Below are 16,423 nucleotides of genomic sequence, written 5' to 3' on the forward strand. Positions count from 1 at the left end.
GTGATCGCGGACCGGATGTCGTTCGATTCCATCGTCAAAACATAGCCATAGGATTTTTCCTAGACAAGTTGGATTTGAAAGAACAGATCAGGAACGTAATTTGAGTCGAAGGGGCAGACGGGAGGTATGGATGCATACGATTTTGCAGCGGATCAGCCGGCATCTGGAGGCGACCGGCACGCCGGAAACGCTGTTCGGCCGGCGCGCGGCGGGCGATCCGCGACTGGTGGGCGATTTGCGCAACGGGCGGCAGCCGCGCCCGCCGCTGCTCGCCAAGATCGAGGCCTATATCGACGCGCAGGAGCAACGGCATTGAGCCGCGGTCCCGATGCGGCGACGCTGCTCGAACGGCGGTTGCGGATCGCGGCCGAGGCGGCGGGGGCCGTGGTCGCGGTGGGTGAAGCCGACTGGACGCGCTGGGCAAGCGCGACCTTTGTCGGGGCGCGGCATCGCCTGACGGTCAGCGGATCGGGGGGCGCGTTCGATGCGTGGCTGGCGGCGTTGCCCGAGGCGGACCTGCCGCTGCGCGGGCATCTGGTCGCCGATGTCGCGGTGGTGGCGCGGATGGGGGCAGATGTGGTGTTGGAGGTGCTGACGGTCGAGGAGCGGTGACGGTTGGTTCGCTCATCCCGGGAGGGGAGAGCATGCGGCTCGCTCGCCCCTCTCCCAACCTGCGCTAGCCAGCACGCTGGCAAACTTCGGTATCCCTCTCCCCTGTCCGGGGAGAGGGTTGTGGGGTTATTCGCCGCCGGCCATGCGGCGCAGCGCACCCAGCGCCGAGGCGAGACCGGTCGATTGGGCCTTGGCTGCTTCCTGTCGCGCGGTCTCGGCGGTGCGACGGCGTTGCAGGCCTTCGTCGAGGCGATCGAGCAACGCGTCGAGGCTGGGCAGCGGGGCCGGTTCGACCGGACGCTTTTCGGCGGGGGCGATGTCGGGTTGGTGGGTGACGGCTTCGGGTTCGGGAGCGCTTTCCGGTTCGGAGGCGACCTCCGGCTCCGGTTCGCGCTCAGGTTCGATATCGGCTGCCGCCTCGGGTTCGACCGCCACGACCGGTGGCGCGGGCGGCGCGACGTCTTCGGGCAGTTCGACGGTCGGTTCGGCCGGAGTGGCCGGCTCGATCGGGGTCGGCAGCACGGGGGCCTCCTGTTCAGCGGCGGCCGCGACCGGGGGTTCGAAGAAGGCGGCGGGATCGACCGTGGCGTCGTCGGCAGGCGCAGGTGTCGGGCGGAACAGCGGGCGGACCGCCTGTGCCGGGGCGGCGGGGACTTGCGGCACGGCAGCGGGATCGAAGACCGCCATCGGGATGTTCAGGTCCCGCGGCAAATCCATCTCGGTTTCCACCGGGTCGAGCGGATCGAGGAACGGCTTGCCGAGATCGCGCGCGGCGCGCACCGGCGGGCGCGGCGGCGCGTCGGGATGGGCGTCGGCCCGGCGAACGCTGGGTTCGGCATCGGCGCGGCGACGCTTGCGCTTCGCAGGCAGCAGCAGCCACAGCCCGATCCACAGCGGCCCGGCGATCAGCGTCGCGGCGGCAAGCATGAGCGCGACCCGGGCGGTCATGCCCAGCGGCGGGGCGGCGGCGGGCAGCAGCGCGGGCAGGCCGCTCGCCTCCACCGCCGCCTCGATCCGCCAGACCGGCAGCAGCGCGATGATGAGCGCGACCGTCAGCGCGGTGAAGATCGCGACGATCGGGGCGTGGGCGCGCTTCATGCGTCGACCAACGGCCGGGCGGGCGCGGCGGGTGCCGTCGCGGCGCCGCCGATCAGGCGCTGATACAGCGGCTGATAGCGGGCGACGTTCGATGCCCAGTTGCGCTCCGCCTCGACAAAGGCGCGCGCGCGGTCGCGCATCGCATCCCAGCCCGACCGGTGGGCGAGCAGCGCGGCGACCCGCGTCGCCAGCGCGGCGGGATCGTCGGGGGGGAAGAGCATGCCGGTATCGCCGTCGCGGATCAGCTCGCGATGGCCGCCGACGTCCGATGCGACGACCAGCCGGCGCTGGGCCATCGCTTCGAGCGGTTTGAGCGGGGTGACGAGATCGGTCAGGCGCATCGCCTTACGGGGATATACGAGTAGATCGACGAGTCCATAGTAGCGTTCGACTTCGTGATGCGACACGCGACCGATGAAGCGGATCGCATGCGCCGCGCTCGACGCCGCAGCCTGTGCACGCAGGGTCGCCTCCATCGGGCCGCCGCCGACCAAGAGCAGGCGGACATTCGGGCGCGCGGCGACCAACGTGGGCATCGCCGCGATCAGCGTGTCGAGCCCTTCATAGTCGTAGAAGCTGCCGAGATAGCCGAGCACGTCCTTGTCCACGAGGTCGAGTTCGGTGGCGAGTGCGGCGTCGGGCGCGGGCGGATCGCCGAACAGCGTCAGGTCGACGCCGTTGGGCGAGACCATGATCTTGCCCGGATCGATGCCGCGCGCGATCAGGTCGCGGCGCAGGCCGTCGCAGATGACCGCGACGCCATCGGCGCGATGCACCGCCCAGGTTTCGAGCGCGCGAGTCGCGCGGTAACGAGGCGAGCCTTCGCTGCCGGTACCGTTGCCGACCGCGGCGTCTTCCCAGAAAGCGCGGATCTCATAGACCAGCGGCAAAGCGCGTTTGCGGGCGACCTTCAGCGCGGCCAGCGCGTCGAGCACCGGCGAATGGGCGTGGAGGATATCGGGCCTGAAATCAGCGACGACCTGATCGATGCGGGCGGCGAAGGCGCGGATTTCGGCCAGTTCGCCCAAGGGTGCGGGCAGGCTGCGCGGTGGCACGGTGCGGTGGAAATCGATGCCGTCGACCGTTTCGCGCGCCGCTTCGCATGCCCCCTGTCGCGCGCCGGTCACTGCCGCGACGCTCCACCCGCGCGCCATCTGCGCGGTCAGGATCGCGCGGGTGCGAAAGGTGTACCCACTGTGCAGCGGCAGACCATGATCGAGGATATGGAGGACTCGCATGGCCGATCTATGCCCGAACTTGGTTAACGGAGATGTAATCGCACGATATCCTACCGCTAATCCCCGGCAAAGGCGAAGGGGGTCAGGCCGCCGTCGCGATCGTCGAGCCGCATGGCACGGCCGGCGGGCGGGGCCGAGCGTTGCGGGCAGTCGCCGCGGGTGCAGGCGCGGCACCCCGCCCCCACCGCCACGCCGCGCGCGGTCAGGTCGAGACCGCGGGCGGCGGCAAGGCCGGCGGCTTGCTCCGCAGCGATGCCGAGCATGACGACGAAGCGCGCACGGACTTCGCCGGCCAGCGCGCCGGGGGGCGTGACGGTGCGAGCGATGGTCAGCCAGCGACCGCCGGCTTCGGGTTCGACCAGTTGCACGATCGCCTCGCCGCTGCGGGCGAAGGCGTCGAACGCGCCGAGCAGCGGGCATGGCGCGCCCTCGACCAGCGGCGACTGGCTGGCCCCGGCGAAGCGTTTCGAAATCTGGCCGGCGCGGTCGATGCGGAGCAGGCAGAAGGACAGCCCACGTGCGCCGACCCGGTGGAGCGTGGTCAGGCGGTGGGCGACATGTTCGAACCCCGCGCCGAAGCGGCGCCCGAGCAGCGCGATGTCATAGCCGGTCGCCTCGCACGAGCGCAGGAACCGGGCATAGGGCATCATCACGGCGGCGGCGAAATAGCCGTGGAGATGGCGGCGGAGCCACAATTCGGCGGTGCGATCGGTCAGGCCCGCGCCGCGCACGACCGCGTCGACCTCGCCGCGCGCCTCGGCATGGCCCAATGCGCGGGCCAGGGCGAAGCTGCGCGAGGCGGGGTCGAGGCGTTCCGACAGTTGCAGCTGGCGAGCGTGGAGATCGGTGCGGTGCAGGCGGTCGGGCATCGCCTCGACCGGCAGCAGCCGGACCGAGAGGTGGTGGCGGACGCGCAGGCGATCGGCCATCGCCGCCGCCGCATCGCCGCCGCTCTGGCGCAAATCGTCGGCAAGCGCCTCGGCCTGCGCGTCGAGATCGGGGAAGTGGTTGCGCCAGCGTTCGATCGCGGCGCGGGCTTCGACGGCAGGATCTGCGGTGATCGTCTCCCCTGCCCCGCTCCCCAATCGATCGAAAGCGCGGGCAAAGGCTTCGGCACCGCCCGGCGCGCTGGCCAGCCATTCGGCGATGTCGCCGCGGTCGAGCGCGAGGTCGGCGAACATCGGGTCGGCGAGCCGCCGCCGCAGCGCATCGGCCCCGCCCGCCGGCTCGCTCGCCGCCAGCGTGCGCGCGTCGAAGCCGAAGCGTTCGGCCAGCGCCACCAGCAGCGTCGCGGTCAACGGACGCTGGTTACGTTCGATCAGGTTCAGGTAACTGGGCGAGACGCCGAGCAGCTCGGCCATCGCCGCCTGGGTTAGCGCCTGTCCACGGCGGAGGCGGCGGACGGCGTGGCCGGCGAACAGCTTGGATTCCATCGGCGGCCCTTGTCATGAATTGACAACAGCACAACCAGAACACCGGCGGGCGCGACATTGCAACTGTAATGTTCGCACGTCGGGGTTCTCATCAGGACGTCGCTGGCGGCATATCGGTGTCAACGGAACCCATGCTGTAAAGGACATGACAATGGACATCGCCGATCTGGTCCCCGCCCCGCCCGGCCGCTTCGACGGGATCGCCCGGCCCTACACCGCCGCCGACGTGGCGAAATTGCGCGGGTCGGTCGCGGTCGAACATACGCTGGCGCGGCGTGGCGCGAACCGGTTGTGGGAATTGCTGCACAGCGAGGATTATGTCCATGCGCTGGGTGCGCTGTCGGGCAATCAGGCGATGCAGATGGTGCGCGCCGGGTTGAAGGCGATCTACCTGTCGGGCTGGCAGGTCGCGGCCGATGCCAACACCGCCGGGCAGATGTATCCCGACCAGTCGCTCTATCCGTCGAACGCCGGGCCGGAACTGGCCAAGCGGATCAACGCGACGTTGGCCCGCGCCGACCAGATCGAGCATATGGAGGGCGGCGCGACCCGCGACTGGTATGCGCCGATCGTCGCCGATGCCGAGGCCGGCTTTGGCGGGCCGCTCAACTGCTTCGAGATCATGAAGGCCTATATCGCCGCCGGCGTGGCGGGGGTGCATTATGAGGACCAGCTGGCGTCGGAGAAGAAGTGCGGGCATCTGGGCGGGAAAGTGCTGATCCCTTGCGCTGCGCATATCCGCAACCTCGACGCGGCGCGGCTGGCGGCGGATGTGGCGGGGGTGCCGACGATCATCTGTGCGCGGACCGATGCCGAGAGCGCCAAACTGATTACTTCGGACATCGACGAGCGCGATCATCCGTTCCTGACCGGGGAACGGACGCCGGAGGGGTTCTTCCGCCTGAAGGACGGCACCGGGGTCGATCATTGCATCGCGCGCGGCCTCGCCTTTGCCGAACATGCCGACCTGTTGTGGTGGGAGACGAGCAAGCCGAACCTCGACGATGCGCGGCGCTTTGCCGAGGCGATCAAGGCGGAATATCCCAACAAGCTGCTCGCGTATAATTGTTCGCCGTCGTTCAACTGGGAGAAGAACCTCGACAAGGACGATATCGCCCGCTTCCAGCGCGAGATCGGGGCGATGGGGTATAAGTTCCAGTTCGTGACGCTGGCCGGGTTCCACCAGCTGAATTACGGCATGTTCGAGCTGGCGCGCGGTTATCGCGACCGGGGGATGGCGGCCTATAGCGAGCTGCAGCAGGCCGAATTCGCCGCCGAAGCCAATGGCTATACCGCGACCCGCCACCAGCGCGAGGTGGGTACCGGCTATTTCGATCTGGTCTCGACGACCTTGGCCGGCGGCAGCAGCTCGACCACTGCGCTGGGCGAATCCACCGAAACGGCCCAGTTCGACAAGGCCGCCTGATTTACACTTAGAGGAGAGACACGATGCCCGAACCGACCCGCAGCCGCGCCGTTTTCTCGACCGAGGATTTCCGGCTTTTGAAGGAAGCGCTGGCGACGCATATCCAGACGATCGCCGACCAGCCGCAATCGAGCAAGTTCGCCCATCTGTACCACCGGCTCGGCCGGATCTGATCCACGCTCCCTAAGCGCGGACGGGCGCGTCGCTTGCGAGCGGCGCGCCCGATTGCGTGATCGGGTATCGCCTGCCATCCTGACGAACCGGACGATTCGAAGATCCGGTTTGCCGCAGGAGCGTTTATGGACACCACTAGCCTGTTCCGCCTCGACGGACGTGTTGCGCTCGTGACCGGCGGGTCGCGGGGGATCGGGCGGATGATCGCGGCGGGGTTCGTGGCGCAAGGGGCACGCGTGTTCATCTCGGCGCGCAAGGCAAAGGGCTGTATCGAAACGGCCGAGGCGATCGGCGCGACCGCGCTGCCGCAGGACGTATCGACCATTGACGGTTGCCGGGCGCTGGCCGACCGGCTGGCGGCGCAGACCGACCGGCTCGACATCCTGGTCAACAATGCCGGCGCGGCATGGGGCGAGGCGTTCGAGACGTTCCCCGAAGCCGGGTGGGACAAGGTCATGGACCTGAACGTCAAGTCGCCCTTTTTCCTGACACAGGCGCTGCACCCGATGCTGAAGGCGGCGGCATCGCGCGCGAGGCCGGCCAAGGTCATCAACATCACCTCGATCGACGGGCAGCGGGTCAATCCGTGGGAAACCTATAGCTATCAGGCGTCGAAGGCGGCGCTGATCCACCTGACGCGGCGGATGGCGGCGCGGCTGGTGGCGGATGCGATCCACGTCACCTCGATCGCGCCGGGGGCGTTTGCCAGCGAGATGAACAAGGCGGCGCGCGACCATGGCGACGGGGTGGCGAAGCGCATCCCGGCCGGGCGGATCGGGGTGGACGAGGATATGGCGGCGGCGGCGATCTACCTCGCGTCGCGCGGCGGGGATTATGTCGTGGGGGAAACGATCACCGTCGATGGCGGGCTGGTGAACGCGTCGATGGGCGGGGCGATCGACGGATAACCGCCAAAGGTCACGAAAGTCACACTCGCGGGCAACGTGCATTCGGCCTGTCGCAACGCCCATACCGGACGGCGATCGCGGGCGCGGCGGACGATGCGAAAGAACGGACCGACCCTGACAGGCAGCATTGGTGTAGGAAAGTCAGGGGGTGATTTCCGCCCCGTCCCACGCAAAGATGCGACCGCTCTGCGCCGGGGTCAGCGTGTCGAGAACGGTGAGCAGGCGTTCGGCGCTATAGGCGGGGGTGAACAGCTTTTCCGCCGGGACGCCGCGCTGGAACGGTTTGCTCAGGCCGGTATCAACCGTGCCGGGATGCAGCGCGACGCACACCGCCTGCGGCCGGCTGCGTGCCAGCTCGATCGCGGCGGTACGGACGATCTGGTTGAGTGCCGCCTTTGACGCACGATAGCCGTACCAGCCGCCGAGTCGGTTGTCGGAGATGCTGCCGACGCGGGCGGAAATGCAGGCGATGGTCGACGGCTGGTCCTTTGCGAGCAGCGGCGCGAAATGTCTGAGCGCCAGCGCCGGGCCGATGGTGTTGATCGCGAACAGATGCGCGAGGCGATCGGCGTCGAGATCGCGCAGCGACCGTTCGGGGCCGCCGTCTTCGTCGTGCAGGATGCCGGTGGCGACGATGACGCGGGTCAGCGGCGCGTCGATTTCAGTTGCGGCGGCTTCGATCGACGCAGGGTCGGCGATATCGATCGGGCAATATTCGACGTTGCCGGGCAGCGACGACGGCTCGCTACGGGCGGCGGCGATGACGCGGTCGTAGCGGTCGGAAACAGCGAGCGTGGCAACCAACGCCGCGCCGATGCCGCCATTTGCGCCGATGACAAGAGCCTGTGCCACGCTGCCCCGCTGTTTTACGATCGATCGGGCAACAGGAAGGTCAGGCGATGGTTCCGGGCGTCACGCAATTGCGCAGCAATCGTCGCCCGGTCGCGATGGCTATTCGATGTCGGCGTCACTGAATCGTTGGTGCGAGACCGCGGCCACGTGCTTCGACTGAAGCCTTAGCCAGGAAATCCTCGATGCCGGCAACGGTTGGCTGACGGCATAGCTGGAGTGCTTCGACTTCGGTGAGACAGTCGATTCCGTGCCCGAATTGGGCGCGCCAGAGTTGGTCCAGTTCTTCGCCATGGCGCTGCCATAGCAGATTGCGGGTTTGCGGTCGCAATGAAATGTGCCGCGCATCGCGGCTTTCGGTCAGTGTCGTGATGGCAACGATTTGACCGCCGCTCGCTTCGACATGGCCACGCAGATTGGCCAGCGTCCCGCCAAGACCGACATGATCGTCGACCAGCACATAGGCTGCGCCGCGCTGCACATCGCCATCGAACGTCGCCGGGGTCACCAGCCGCTGAAAAGCCGGGGCACGGGTATGACCGACCTTGTTGGTCTGAACAATTTCGCCGGCTACGACCGACAGGTCGAGGCGACGGGCCAGTATCTGTGCCATCGCATCGGGGATCGCGTTGAACCCAAGCGTTTCATCCGCGATGACGGGCAGGAGCAACGGCTTGCAGCCGGCGGTGACGGTTTGCAGGATTGCGACGGCCTCAGGTGCCAACAAATCGCCGGCGAGCGTAAGTGCCGCCTCGGCGTCACCGGATTTGGCAGCGGCATATCCCGGGTGACCGTCGCGTTGCGCAACGGTGGTGTGGACGACGACGTCGGGAAAGTCCGCCGGCCAGGGGAAACGGCTCGCGATGACGCTCATGTCGAACGCCTGCGCAGCCCGTCTCCCCGGCCTTCGATCACCCCACCATGCCACCGGCGGCGAGGACCGCCAGCGTCACCAGTTCGTTCGCGGTGCTGGTCATCGGGGCGATCTGGACCGGCTTTTCCATGCCGATCAGCATCGGGCCGATCACGTCGTCGCCGCCCAGTTCGCGCAGCAGCTTGGCCGAGATATTGGCCGATTGCAGCCCCGGCATCACCAGCACATTGGCCGGACCCGACAGGCGGGCGAAGGGGAAATTCGCCATCTGCTTGGGGTTGAGCGCCACGTCGGGGGCCATTTCGCCTTCATATTCGAAGCCGACCTGCCGCTTGTCGAGCGCCGCCACGCCGTCGCGGACATTGTCGATCCACTGGCCCGAGGGATTGCCGAAGGTCGAATAGCTGAGGAACGCGACGCGCGGTTCGTGGCCCATGCGGCGGGCGACGGCGGCGGTGCGTTCGGCGATGTCGGCCAGTTCCTCGGCACTCGGCCGTTCGTTGATCGTGGTGTCGGCCATGAACACGGTGTGGCTCTGCCCTACCAGCAGGTGGATGCCGAACGGCACCTTGCCATCGACCGGATCGATCACGCGGCGGACGTCGCGGAACGTCTGCGCATAGGTGCGGGTGATGCCGGTGATCATCGCATCGGCGACGCCCAGTTGCAGCAGCACCGCGCCGAAGGTGTTGCGATCCTGGTTGATCATTCGTTCGGCATCGCGCTTCAGGAAGCCGCGACGCTGGAGCCGTTCGTAGAGGAAGTCGACCATCTGCGGCACCATCTCGCTGGTGCGGCTGTTATGGACTTCATAATCCGCGGGGTTCGCGACGCCCAGCGCGCGCAGACGGTCGTGCACATCCTCGCGGCCGACCAGCACCGGGATGCCGTAGCCGCCTTCCTTGAACGCGATCGCGGCGCGCAGCACCACTTCCTCCTCGCCCTCGGCGAACAGCACGCGCTTCGGATGGGCGCGCGCGCCTTCATAGGCCATGGTCAGGACCGAAGTGGTCGGATTGAGCCGTGCGCGCAGCTGCTGGCGATAGGCATCCATGTCGAGGATCGGCCGCGTCGCCACGCCCGAATCCATCGCCGCCTTGGCCACCGCCGACGGCACCAGTTCCATCAGGCGCGGATCGAACGGCGCGGGGATGATATATTCGGGGCCGAAGCTGTGCTGCGTGCCGTATGCCAGCGCCACTTCCTCGGGCACACGCTGCCGCGCCAGTTCGGCGATGGCGTTGGCGGCGGCGATCTTCATCTCGTCGTTGATGCCGGTCGCGCGTACGTCGAGCGCACCGCGGAAGATGAAGGGGAAGCCGATGACGTTGTTGACCTGGTTCGGATAGTCCGAACGGCCGGTGGCGACGATCGCGTCGGGGCGCGCGGCCTTGGCCAGTTCGGGGCGGATCTCCGGCTCCGGATTGGCCATCGCGAAGATGATCGGCGAGGGGGCCATGTCCTTGACCATCTCAGGCTTGAGTGCCCCCGCCGCCGAGAGGCCGAGGAACACGTCGGCACCGTGCAGCGCTTCGGTGAGGGTCCGGCGATCGGTGGCGGCGGCGTGCGCCGACTGCCACTGGTTGATGTCGTCGCGGCCCTGATAGATCACGCCGGTCCGGTCGCACATGATGACGTTGGCGTGCGCGACGCCCATTGCCTTCATCAGCTCGGTACAGGCGATGGCGGCGGCGCCCGCGCCATTCACCACGACCTTCACCTCCGACAGCTTGCGATTGGTCAGCAGGCAGGCGTTGATGAGCCCCGCGGCGCAGATGATCGCGGTGCCGTGCTGGTCGTCATGGAACACCGGGATGTTCATTCGCTCGCGCAGCGTCTGTTCGATGATGAAGCATTCGGGCGACTTGATGTCTTCGAGGTTGATGCCGCCGAAGCTCGGCTCCATCAGTTCGACCGCGTCGATGAAGCGGTCGACATCCTCGGTCTTCAATTCGATATCGATCGAATCGACGTCGGCGAAACGTTTGAACAGGACCGCCTTGCCCTCCATCACCGGCTTCGACGCCAGCGCGCCGAGATTGCCCAGCCCCAAGATGGCGGTACCGTTGGAGATGACCGCGACCAGATTGCCCTTGGCGGTATAGTCGTACGCGCAGGCGGGATCGTCGTAGATCGCCTTCACCGGCACCGCGACGCCGGGCGAATAGGCGAGCGCCAGGTCGCGCTGCGTCGCCATCGGTTTCGACGCGATGATCTCGATCTTGCCCGGACGCCCTTCCGAATGGAACAGCAGCGCCTCGCGCTCGGAAAACTGGTCGGTGGTTTCGGACACTGGCGATCTCCCGTTTGGATCGGCTTTACGCAGGGGAAGCAGGGTCGGGCAAGGGTGAAGGTCGGGGCGGGACCGCTTTGACCCGCTTGCGCCGGGTACTGGCCGGGCGGTATCGCCGCGCGATGGCAACCAAGGCTCGGGCGGACGATTCCCCCGCCCCCACCCCGATGATGCAGCAATATCTGGCGTTGAAGGCGGAGGCCGACGATTGCCTGCTCTTTTACCGGATGGGCGATTTCTTCGAACTGTTTCACGACGATGCGAAGATCGCCGCCGCCTGTCTCGACATCGCGCTGACCGCGCGCGGCGAGCATGAGGGCGCGAAGATCCCGATGTGCGGCGTGCCGATCCATGCCGCCGAGGGCTATCTTGCGCGGCTGATCAAGGCGGGGCACCGCGTCGCCATCGCCGAACAGGTCGAAAGCCCCGAAGAAGCGAAACGGGCAAGGGGTTCCAAGGCGTTGGTGGCGCGCGCGATCGTCCGGGTGGTAACGGCGGGCACGCTGACCGAGGAAGCGCTGCTCGATGCGCGTGCCGCCAACTGGTGCGTCGGCATCGGCGAGGCGGCGGGCGGCGTCGCCATCGCCGCCGCCGACGTGTCGACCGGACGGCTCGAGGTGATCGAGACCGATGCCGCCGGCCTGACCGCCACGCTCGCCCGGTTGCAGCCGGTCGAGGTGGTCGCGGCCGAGACCAGCGCCTTTGCCGAGGCGGCGACGTTGCTACGCATCAGGGCCGATTTCGACAGCGCGGCCGGCGAGGCGCGACTGAAGGCGCTGCACGGTGTCGCCACGCTCGACGGGTTCGGGCAGTTTTCGCGCGCGGCGCTGGCGGCGGCGGGCGGGCTGATCGCCTATCTCGACCATAATGCGCGCGGGCAGATGCCGTTCCTGCGCCCGCCGGTCTGCGCCGCCGACGGCCAGTGCATGGCGATCGATGCGGCGACGCGCGAGAGCCTCGAACTGACCCGCACCGCCGCCGGGGCGCGGGCGGGGAGTCTGCTCGCCGAGGTCGACCGGACGGTGACCGGCGCGGGCGCGCGGATGCTGGCGGGGGATATCGCCGCGCCGCTGATGGACCGGGCGATGATCGAGGGCCGCCATGCAGCGGTCGGCTGGGCGCATGACGATCCGGGCCTTCGCGACGAACTGCGCACGACCCTGCGCGCGCTGCCCGATATCGGGCGGGCGCTGGGGCGGATCGCGGCGGGGCGTGGGTCGCCCCGCGATCTCGGCCAGTTGCGCGACGGGTTGAGCGCGGCGTGGGTCCTCGGCCAACGGCTCGACAAGCTGGCGGACGTACCGCCGCTGATCGCTGAACTGGCCCCGCGGCTGCGAGGGCATGGCGAACTGATCGACCTGTTGACGCGCGGGCTGGTGCCGATGCCGCCGATCGATGCCGGTGCGGGCGGCTATATCGCCAGCGGGTTCGACGCCGCGCTCGATGCGCTGCGTGATACCGGTGCCGGCGGGCGGCGGGCGATCGCCGCGTTGGAGGCGCAGTATCGCGAGCGCACCGGCATCGCGGCGCTCAAGATCCGGCATAACGGCGTGCTCGGCTATCATGTCGAGGTGCCGACGCGTGCCGCCGACAAGCTGATGGCGGCCGACAGCGGCTTCACCCATCGCCAGACGCTGGCCGGGGTGGTGCGCTTCAACGCACCCGACCTGCACGAGGCGGCGTTGAAGGTGACGCAGGCCGGTGCGCACGCGCTCGCCGCCGAAGCCGCGCATCTGGAGGCGTTCACCGAAACCGCGCTGGCGAACCGGGAAGCCATCGCCGCGACCGCCGATGCCCTCGCACGGATCGACGTGACGACCGCGCTGGCCGAACGCGCGGCGGAGGGCGGCTGGGCACGGCCGGTGCTGGTCGATCATGCCTGTCTGAAGATCGACGGCGGCCGGCATCCGGTGGTCGAAAGCGCGGTCGCGAAGAGTGGCGGGCGGTTCGTCGCCAATGACTGCCGGCTGTCGGAACGCTCGCGGCTATGGCTGGTCACGGGGCCGAACATGGGGGGCAAGTCGACCTTCCTGCGGCAGAATGCGCTGATCGTCGTGCTGGCGCAGGCGGGCAGTTTCGTGCCGGCGACGTCGGCGACGCTGGGGCTGGTCGACCGGTTGTTCAGCCGCGTCGGCGCGTCGGACAATCTGGCGCGCGGGCGATCGACCTTCATGGTCGAGATGGTCGAGACGGCGGCGATCCTCGCGCAGGCGACGCCGCGGTCGTTCGTCATCCTCGACGAAGTCGGGCGCGGCACGTCGACCTATGACGGCCTCGCCATCGCATGGGCGGTGGTCGAGGCGATCCATGAGGACAATCGCTGCCGCTGCCTGTTCGCGACGCATTATCATGAGCTTACCCGGCTGGCCGAACGCTGCGACACGCTGTCGCTTCACCATGTCCGCGCGCGCGAATGGAAGGGAGATCTGGTCCTGCTCCATGAACTGGCCGATGGCCCGGCCGACCGCAGCTACGGCATCGCTGTCGCGCGTCTGGCGGGCCTGCCCCCCGCAACGCTGCACCGCGCCAAGGCGGTGCTGGCGAAGCTGGAAGCCGGCAAGGCCAGGACCGGCGGGATCGCCGCCGGACTGGACGACCTGCCCCTGTTCGCCGCGGCCGCGGCGGTGGAGGAAGTGCCGGTCGATGCGTTGCGCGAGGCGCTGGGCGGGATGGACGTGGATGCGATGTCGCCACGGGAGGCGATGGAGGCGTTGTATCGGTTGAAGGGGTTGGTTTGATATTGGAGTAGAATAGCGGTCTATTACTATATCAGGACCGGTAAACCGACGCCGCCAAGAACATCTGCGCCGCGCTCGGCTTGGTTGCGTGTCGGCCGATGGAGTCGAAATAGCTGTCGGATGCGCTGCCGTTATTGCCGACATAGCCCATCTCGCGGCCGCCATGGCGGTACCAGATTTCGTGGGGGTCGCCGGTGGTGCCGTTGGTGTCCGCCTCGTCGCGCTTGATGACCTGTCCAGCGAGATCGTTGACGAAGGTCACCGTGCGCGCACGATCGCCGCCGATCGACACCATATCGAGCTGGCCGACACCGCTATAGGTATAGCTGGTGTAGGCGGTGTTGGCGTTGGTCTTGGTGTNTTCCGACTTGTCGACGACGACGCGGTCAGTCGCGCTTGATGACCTGTCCGGCGAGATCGTTGACGAAGGTCACCGTGCGCGCACGATCGCCGCCGATCGACACCATATCGAGCTGGCCGACACCGCTATAGGTATAGCTGGTGTAGGCGGTGTTGGCGTTGGTCTTGGTGTTGGTGTTGACGGTACCGGTCAGCTGCGCCGCATCGCGCCATTCGTAGCTGTTGGTGGTCGTCGTCGTGCTGCTGCCAGCGCGACAACGGAACGCGCGAGATGCTCGACATGCGCAACCTTGCCGACCGGCATCTCCGGCCGGGGTGGATGCGGACCATTCATTCGAGCCAGGCGGCCACGTGCGATCGGATGCTCGCCAACCTGGAATCGTTCAGGGCCAACACTGTCGACGCCCGCTCCGTCTATGTCGCGATCAGTCGCGTCCGCATCGGCGCGGCCGTCAACTCGGCATCACGCAGCCCGATATTCTTGCATTTCACCTAGCAGTTGATCCCAACGCCCCTTTTCAAAGGCGGTTATCGCCTGCTGAGCTGCATCACCATCGTGGAAGCCCGTCATGGTAATGCCAAGCTTGAGCAAAACGATGAAGCCAAGAGTCTCCTTGGGGTCGCCATCCAAAGCGCACAGGCTCCTGAAGGCAGCAGCCTCGCCGAACACGTCAACGCCGGACAGCGATACATCCGTTTCAGGCAGAAAGTATGCCTCAACCACTCCGCGCGATGAGATCGTAGCTCCACATCCGTCATATCGGACGACCGTTTCGCTCAAACGGTTTTTTTCCGTGGAGCGGGGTGCCCCCAGCGCCGCAACAACTTCATCGTAAGAAGCTCCAAACTTGAAGCTTCCTGCCGATACGTATGGCTCTATCACATTCATGTTACGGAACCTTTTTCAGATAGCCTTGGCCGTATGCGTAGTCGAGCATCTCGCGCGTTGCGGGATTATACTTCGTTGTTGAGCCGGAGCTTTGAACCGAGACGCGGCGAATATCCCAAATTTCTTTTGCCATCGCCCCACGCACATTGCCAGCATCAATCAATTGCTGGACTTCAGCTCGATAAAGTCGACCTGGCAGACCCTGGCTGCCATGGCTCGATGTCAGAAGGTGGTCAGCATAGTCCATCTGAATGGCCGGACCGCTATACGTTGTATAGGGGCTGACGCTGTCTGCTGGAGCGTGGTGCCGCTCGATAACACCCTTCTGAGCAGAAAGCCGACCATACGCGCCACCACTGTATGTCCTTCCGGCAGTCGCCGCTTCACCGACAGCGCTCTCTGCGGCAAGCCAGGTATTAATCGGTCCTGTGGCTGCGCTCTCTGCGGCTTCCGGCAGTCGTCCGAACACGAGGCCCGACACCGGACGACGGATTTCTCCAGGGGCTATCCTTCCAATTGGCCTCATTGAGGCACCCTGAAGCAATCCACCCAGTAGGATATCGGCGCTTGTGCTGGAGTTTATCACGTCAGCATCCGCACCGAGATCATATGCGATTATTCCAGCGTTTACAGGAACCTGATCTGCAACACCTAAAGCATTCCAGAATGCGACATCGCGTCGCTTGGCGTCCATGGAGGCTTTGCTGGGTGGGTTGGTTACGATTTGCATTCCGCTAGAGATTGCGGCCTGCCGCGAACTGAAATCCCGTCCGGCGTACTGGTATCCGGGATTATACAACCACAGGGCTGGTGAGAACGAACTGACGTAAGAACCCAGCCCGCTGTTCAACGAGAACGTGGGTTGGTAACTTTCGGGCTGTCGTAGCCAGCTAATCTGACTGTAATCAAAACCGGGCGGAACGGTACGTTTGCTCAAGTCGCCGGTTACGACGATCTCGTCACCGTTATCGACACCATAGACGACACCCGGTTCGCGAGGTCCGTAAATCGGTACGGCATCTTGGGCGATGCGTGGAATGTATCGGCCAGCCCCAGCTTCGACACCACCCGTCGGCGAACCCGATGGACCGTCGTCGCTGCCCGCACCTGCAGCGCGCATGGCATCGGAACCGTCTTGAAGGTCCGAATATCGGCCCGAAGCAGACGCCTCCATTGATTCGCTGCCGCCGGACCTGCCGATGCTGGCAATCCCTCTCGTTACCAATCGCCCGATGGTCGCGCCGATCACATCAGGCAGCACCGCCATGATATTGTCGCCGAAGCTGGTACCCGTCAGGATGCTGCGGGTTGCCGCTCCCGCGGCGCTGGACGCATAGCCGGCAAGGTTCTGACGCCAGGCCGCCGTACTGCTGCCGGCGATGCCCTGACCGACACCGGCGGTTACGCCCGCCGCTGCGAGCCCGGCCCAGTCGAACCGGCTCTGCTGTTTCGTTGCGATCGCAACGCCCTGCATCACCGCGTTGCCAAGAATGCCGCGCGCGGCTGCTCCGCCGACACCGCTGCCCAGCGG

At 66.8% G+C, this 16,423-nt stretch carries 14 protein-coding genes; 7 read left to right on the forward strand and 7 right to left on the reverse strand.

Features of this window, described 5'->3' with window-relative positions:
- Nucleotides 1-130: 130 nt before the first annotated feature.
- Both ASE70_RS14980 and ASE70_RS14985 read left to right on the forward strand, forming a co-directional pair.
- Nucleotides 131-316 (forward strand): hypothetical protein, encoded by a 186-nt coding sequence (locus ASE70_RS14980; RefSeq protein ID WP_056395143.1) that lies wholly within the window; start codon nucleotides 131-133, stop codon nucleotides 314-316.
- Nucleotides 313-612: a hypothetical protein gene (locus tag ASE70_RS14985; RefSeq protein WP_056395043.1), complete on the forward strand. Its 300-nt coding sequence runs from the start codon at nucleotides 313-315 to the stop codon at nucleotides 610-612. The genes ASE70_RS14980 and ASE70_RS14985 overlap by 4 nt, the downstream gene beginning before the upstream one ends.
- 126 nt (nucleotides 613-738) lie before the next feature.
- On the opposite strand, the gene ASE70_RS14990 is transcribed toward ASE70_RS14985, so the two are convergent.
- From ASE70_RS14990 to ASE70_RS15000, 3 genes are read right to left on the reverse strand one after another with little or no spacing between them, the layout of a single operon-like run.
- On the reverse strand, nucleotides 739-1,710 hold the full coding sequence (locus tag ASE70_RS14990; protein ID WP_056506408.1) for a hypothetical protein: 972 nt from the start codon (nucleotides 1,708-1,710) through the stop codon (nucleotides 739-741).
- A complete protein-coding gene (locus ASE70_RS14995) occupies nucleotides 1,707-2,948 on the reverse strand; it encodes a TIGR04063 family PEP-CTERM/XrtA system glycosyltransferase (protein WP_056506411.1) in 1,242 nt (413 codons plus the stop codon). Before ASE70_RS14995 ends, ASE70_RS14990 begins: the two co-directional genes overlap by 4 nt.
- A 56-nt stretch (nucleotides 2,949-3,004) precedes the next feature.
- Entirely contained in the window at nucleotides 3,005-4,381 is a 1,377-nt protein-coding gene (locus ASE70_RS15000) for a helix-turn-helix domain-containing protein (RefSeq protein WP_056506415.1), read from the reverse strand.
- Between the two features lie 151 nt (nucleotides 4,382-4,532).
- Between ASE70_RS15000 and aceA the strand changes: the two genes are divergently transcribed.
- From aceA to ASE70_RS15010, 3 genes are all read left to right on the forward strand, one after another.
- Complete coding sequence (gene aceA / locus ASE70_RS15005; RefSeq protein ID WP_235519981.1) at nucleotides 4,533-5,807, forward strand: isocitrate lyase; 1,275 nt, start codon at nucleotides 4,533-4,535, stop codon at nucleotides 5,805-5,807.
- A gap of 23 nt (nucleotides 5,808-5,830) precedes the next feature.
- Nucleotides 5,831-5,980: a hypothetical protein gene (locus ASE70_RS20460; RefSeq protein ID WP_200909444.1), complete on the forward strand. Its 150-nt coding sequence runs from the start codon at nucleotides 5,831-5,833 to the stop codon at nucleotides 5,978-5,980.
- A 126-nt stretch (nucleotides 5,981-6,106) separates the two neighbouring features.
- Nucleotides 6,107-6,889: an SDR family oxidoreductase gene (locus ASE70_RS15010; RefSeq protein WP_056506420.1), complete on the forward strand. Its 783-nt coding sequence runs from the start codon at nucleotides 6,107-6,109 to the stop codon at nucleotides 6,887-6,889.
- A gap of 141 nt (nucleotides 6,890-7,030) precedes the next feature.
- Here ASE70_RS15010 and ASE70_RS15015 read toward each other — a convergent pair whose 3' ends face one another.
- The 3 genes from ASE70_RS15015 to ASE70_RS15025 all read right to left on the reverse strand — a co-directional run bounded on the left by ASE70_RS15015 (nucleotide 7,031) and on the right by ASE70_RS15025 (nucleotide 10,905).
- A complete protein-coding gene (locus tag ASE70_RS15015; RefSeq protein WP_056395032.1) occupies nucleotides 7,031-7,741 on the reverse strand; it encodes an SDR family NAD(P)-dependent oxidoreductase in 711 nt (236 codons plus the stop codon).
- A 115-nt stretch (nucleotides 7,742-7,856) separates the two neighbouring features.
- A complete protein-coding gene (locus tag ASE70_RS15020) occupies nucleotides 7,857-8,612 on the reverse strand; it encodes a hypothetical protein (protein WP_056395030.1) in 756 nt (251 codons plus the stop codon).
- 37 nt (nucleotides 8,613-8,649) lie between these two features.
- The gene (locus tag ASE70_RS15025; RefSeq protein ID WP_056506422.1) at nucleotides 8,650-10,905 is read right to left on the reverse strand and encodes an NADP-dependent malic enzyme; all 2,256 of its coding nucleotides are present in this window, start codon (nucleotides 10,903-10,905) and stop codon (nucleotides 8,650-8,652) included.
- A gap of 167 nt (nucleotides 10,906-11,072) precedes the next feature.
- On the opposite strand from ASE70_RS15025, the gene mutS reads away from it, so the two are divergent.
- Together mutS and ASE70_RS15040 are read left to right on the forward strand one after the other, a co-directional pair.
- On the forward strand, nucleotides 11,073-13,643 hold the full coding sequence (gene mutS / locus ASE70_RS15030; protein WP_056506425.1) for a DNA mismatch repair protein MutS: 2,571 nt from the start codon (nucleotides 11,073-11,075) through the stop codon (nucleotides 13,641-13,643).
- Nucleotides 13,644-14,274: 631 nt separating this feature from the next.
- Complete coding sequence (locus tag ASE70_RS15040) at nucleotides 14,275-14,499, forward strand: hypothetical protein (protein WP_056506431.1); 225 nt, start codon at nucleotides 14,275-14,277, stop codon at nucleotides 14,497-14,499.
- Here ASE70_RS15040 and ASE70_RS19995 read toward each other — a convergent pair.
- Entirely contained in the window at nucleotides 14,467-14,892 is a 426-nt protein-coding gene (locus ASE70_RS19995) for a hypothetical protein (RefSeq protein ID WP_156356292.1), read from the reverse strand. The genes ASE70_RS15040 and ASE70_RS19995 overlap by 33 nt on opposite strands.
- Between the last annotated feature and the right edge of the window lie 1,531 nt (nucleotides 14,893-16,423).

It is taken from the genome of Sphingomonas sp. Leaf22, assembly GCF_001421715.1.
Taxonomy (GTDB): domain Bacteria; phylum Pseudomonadota; class Alphaproteobacteria; order Sphingomonadales; family Sphingomonadaceae; genus Sphingomonas.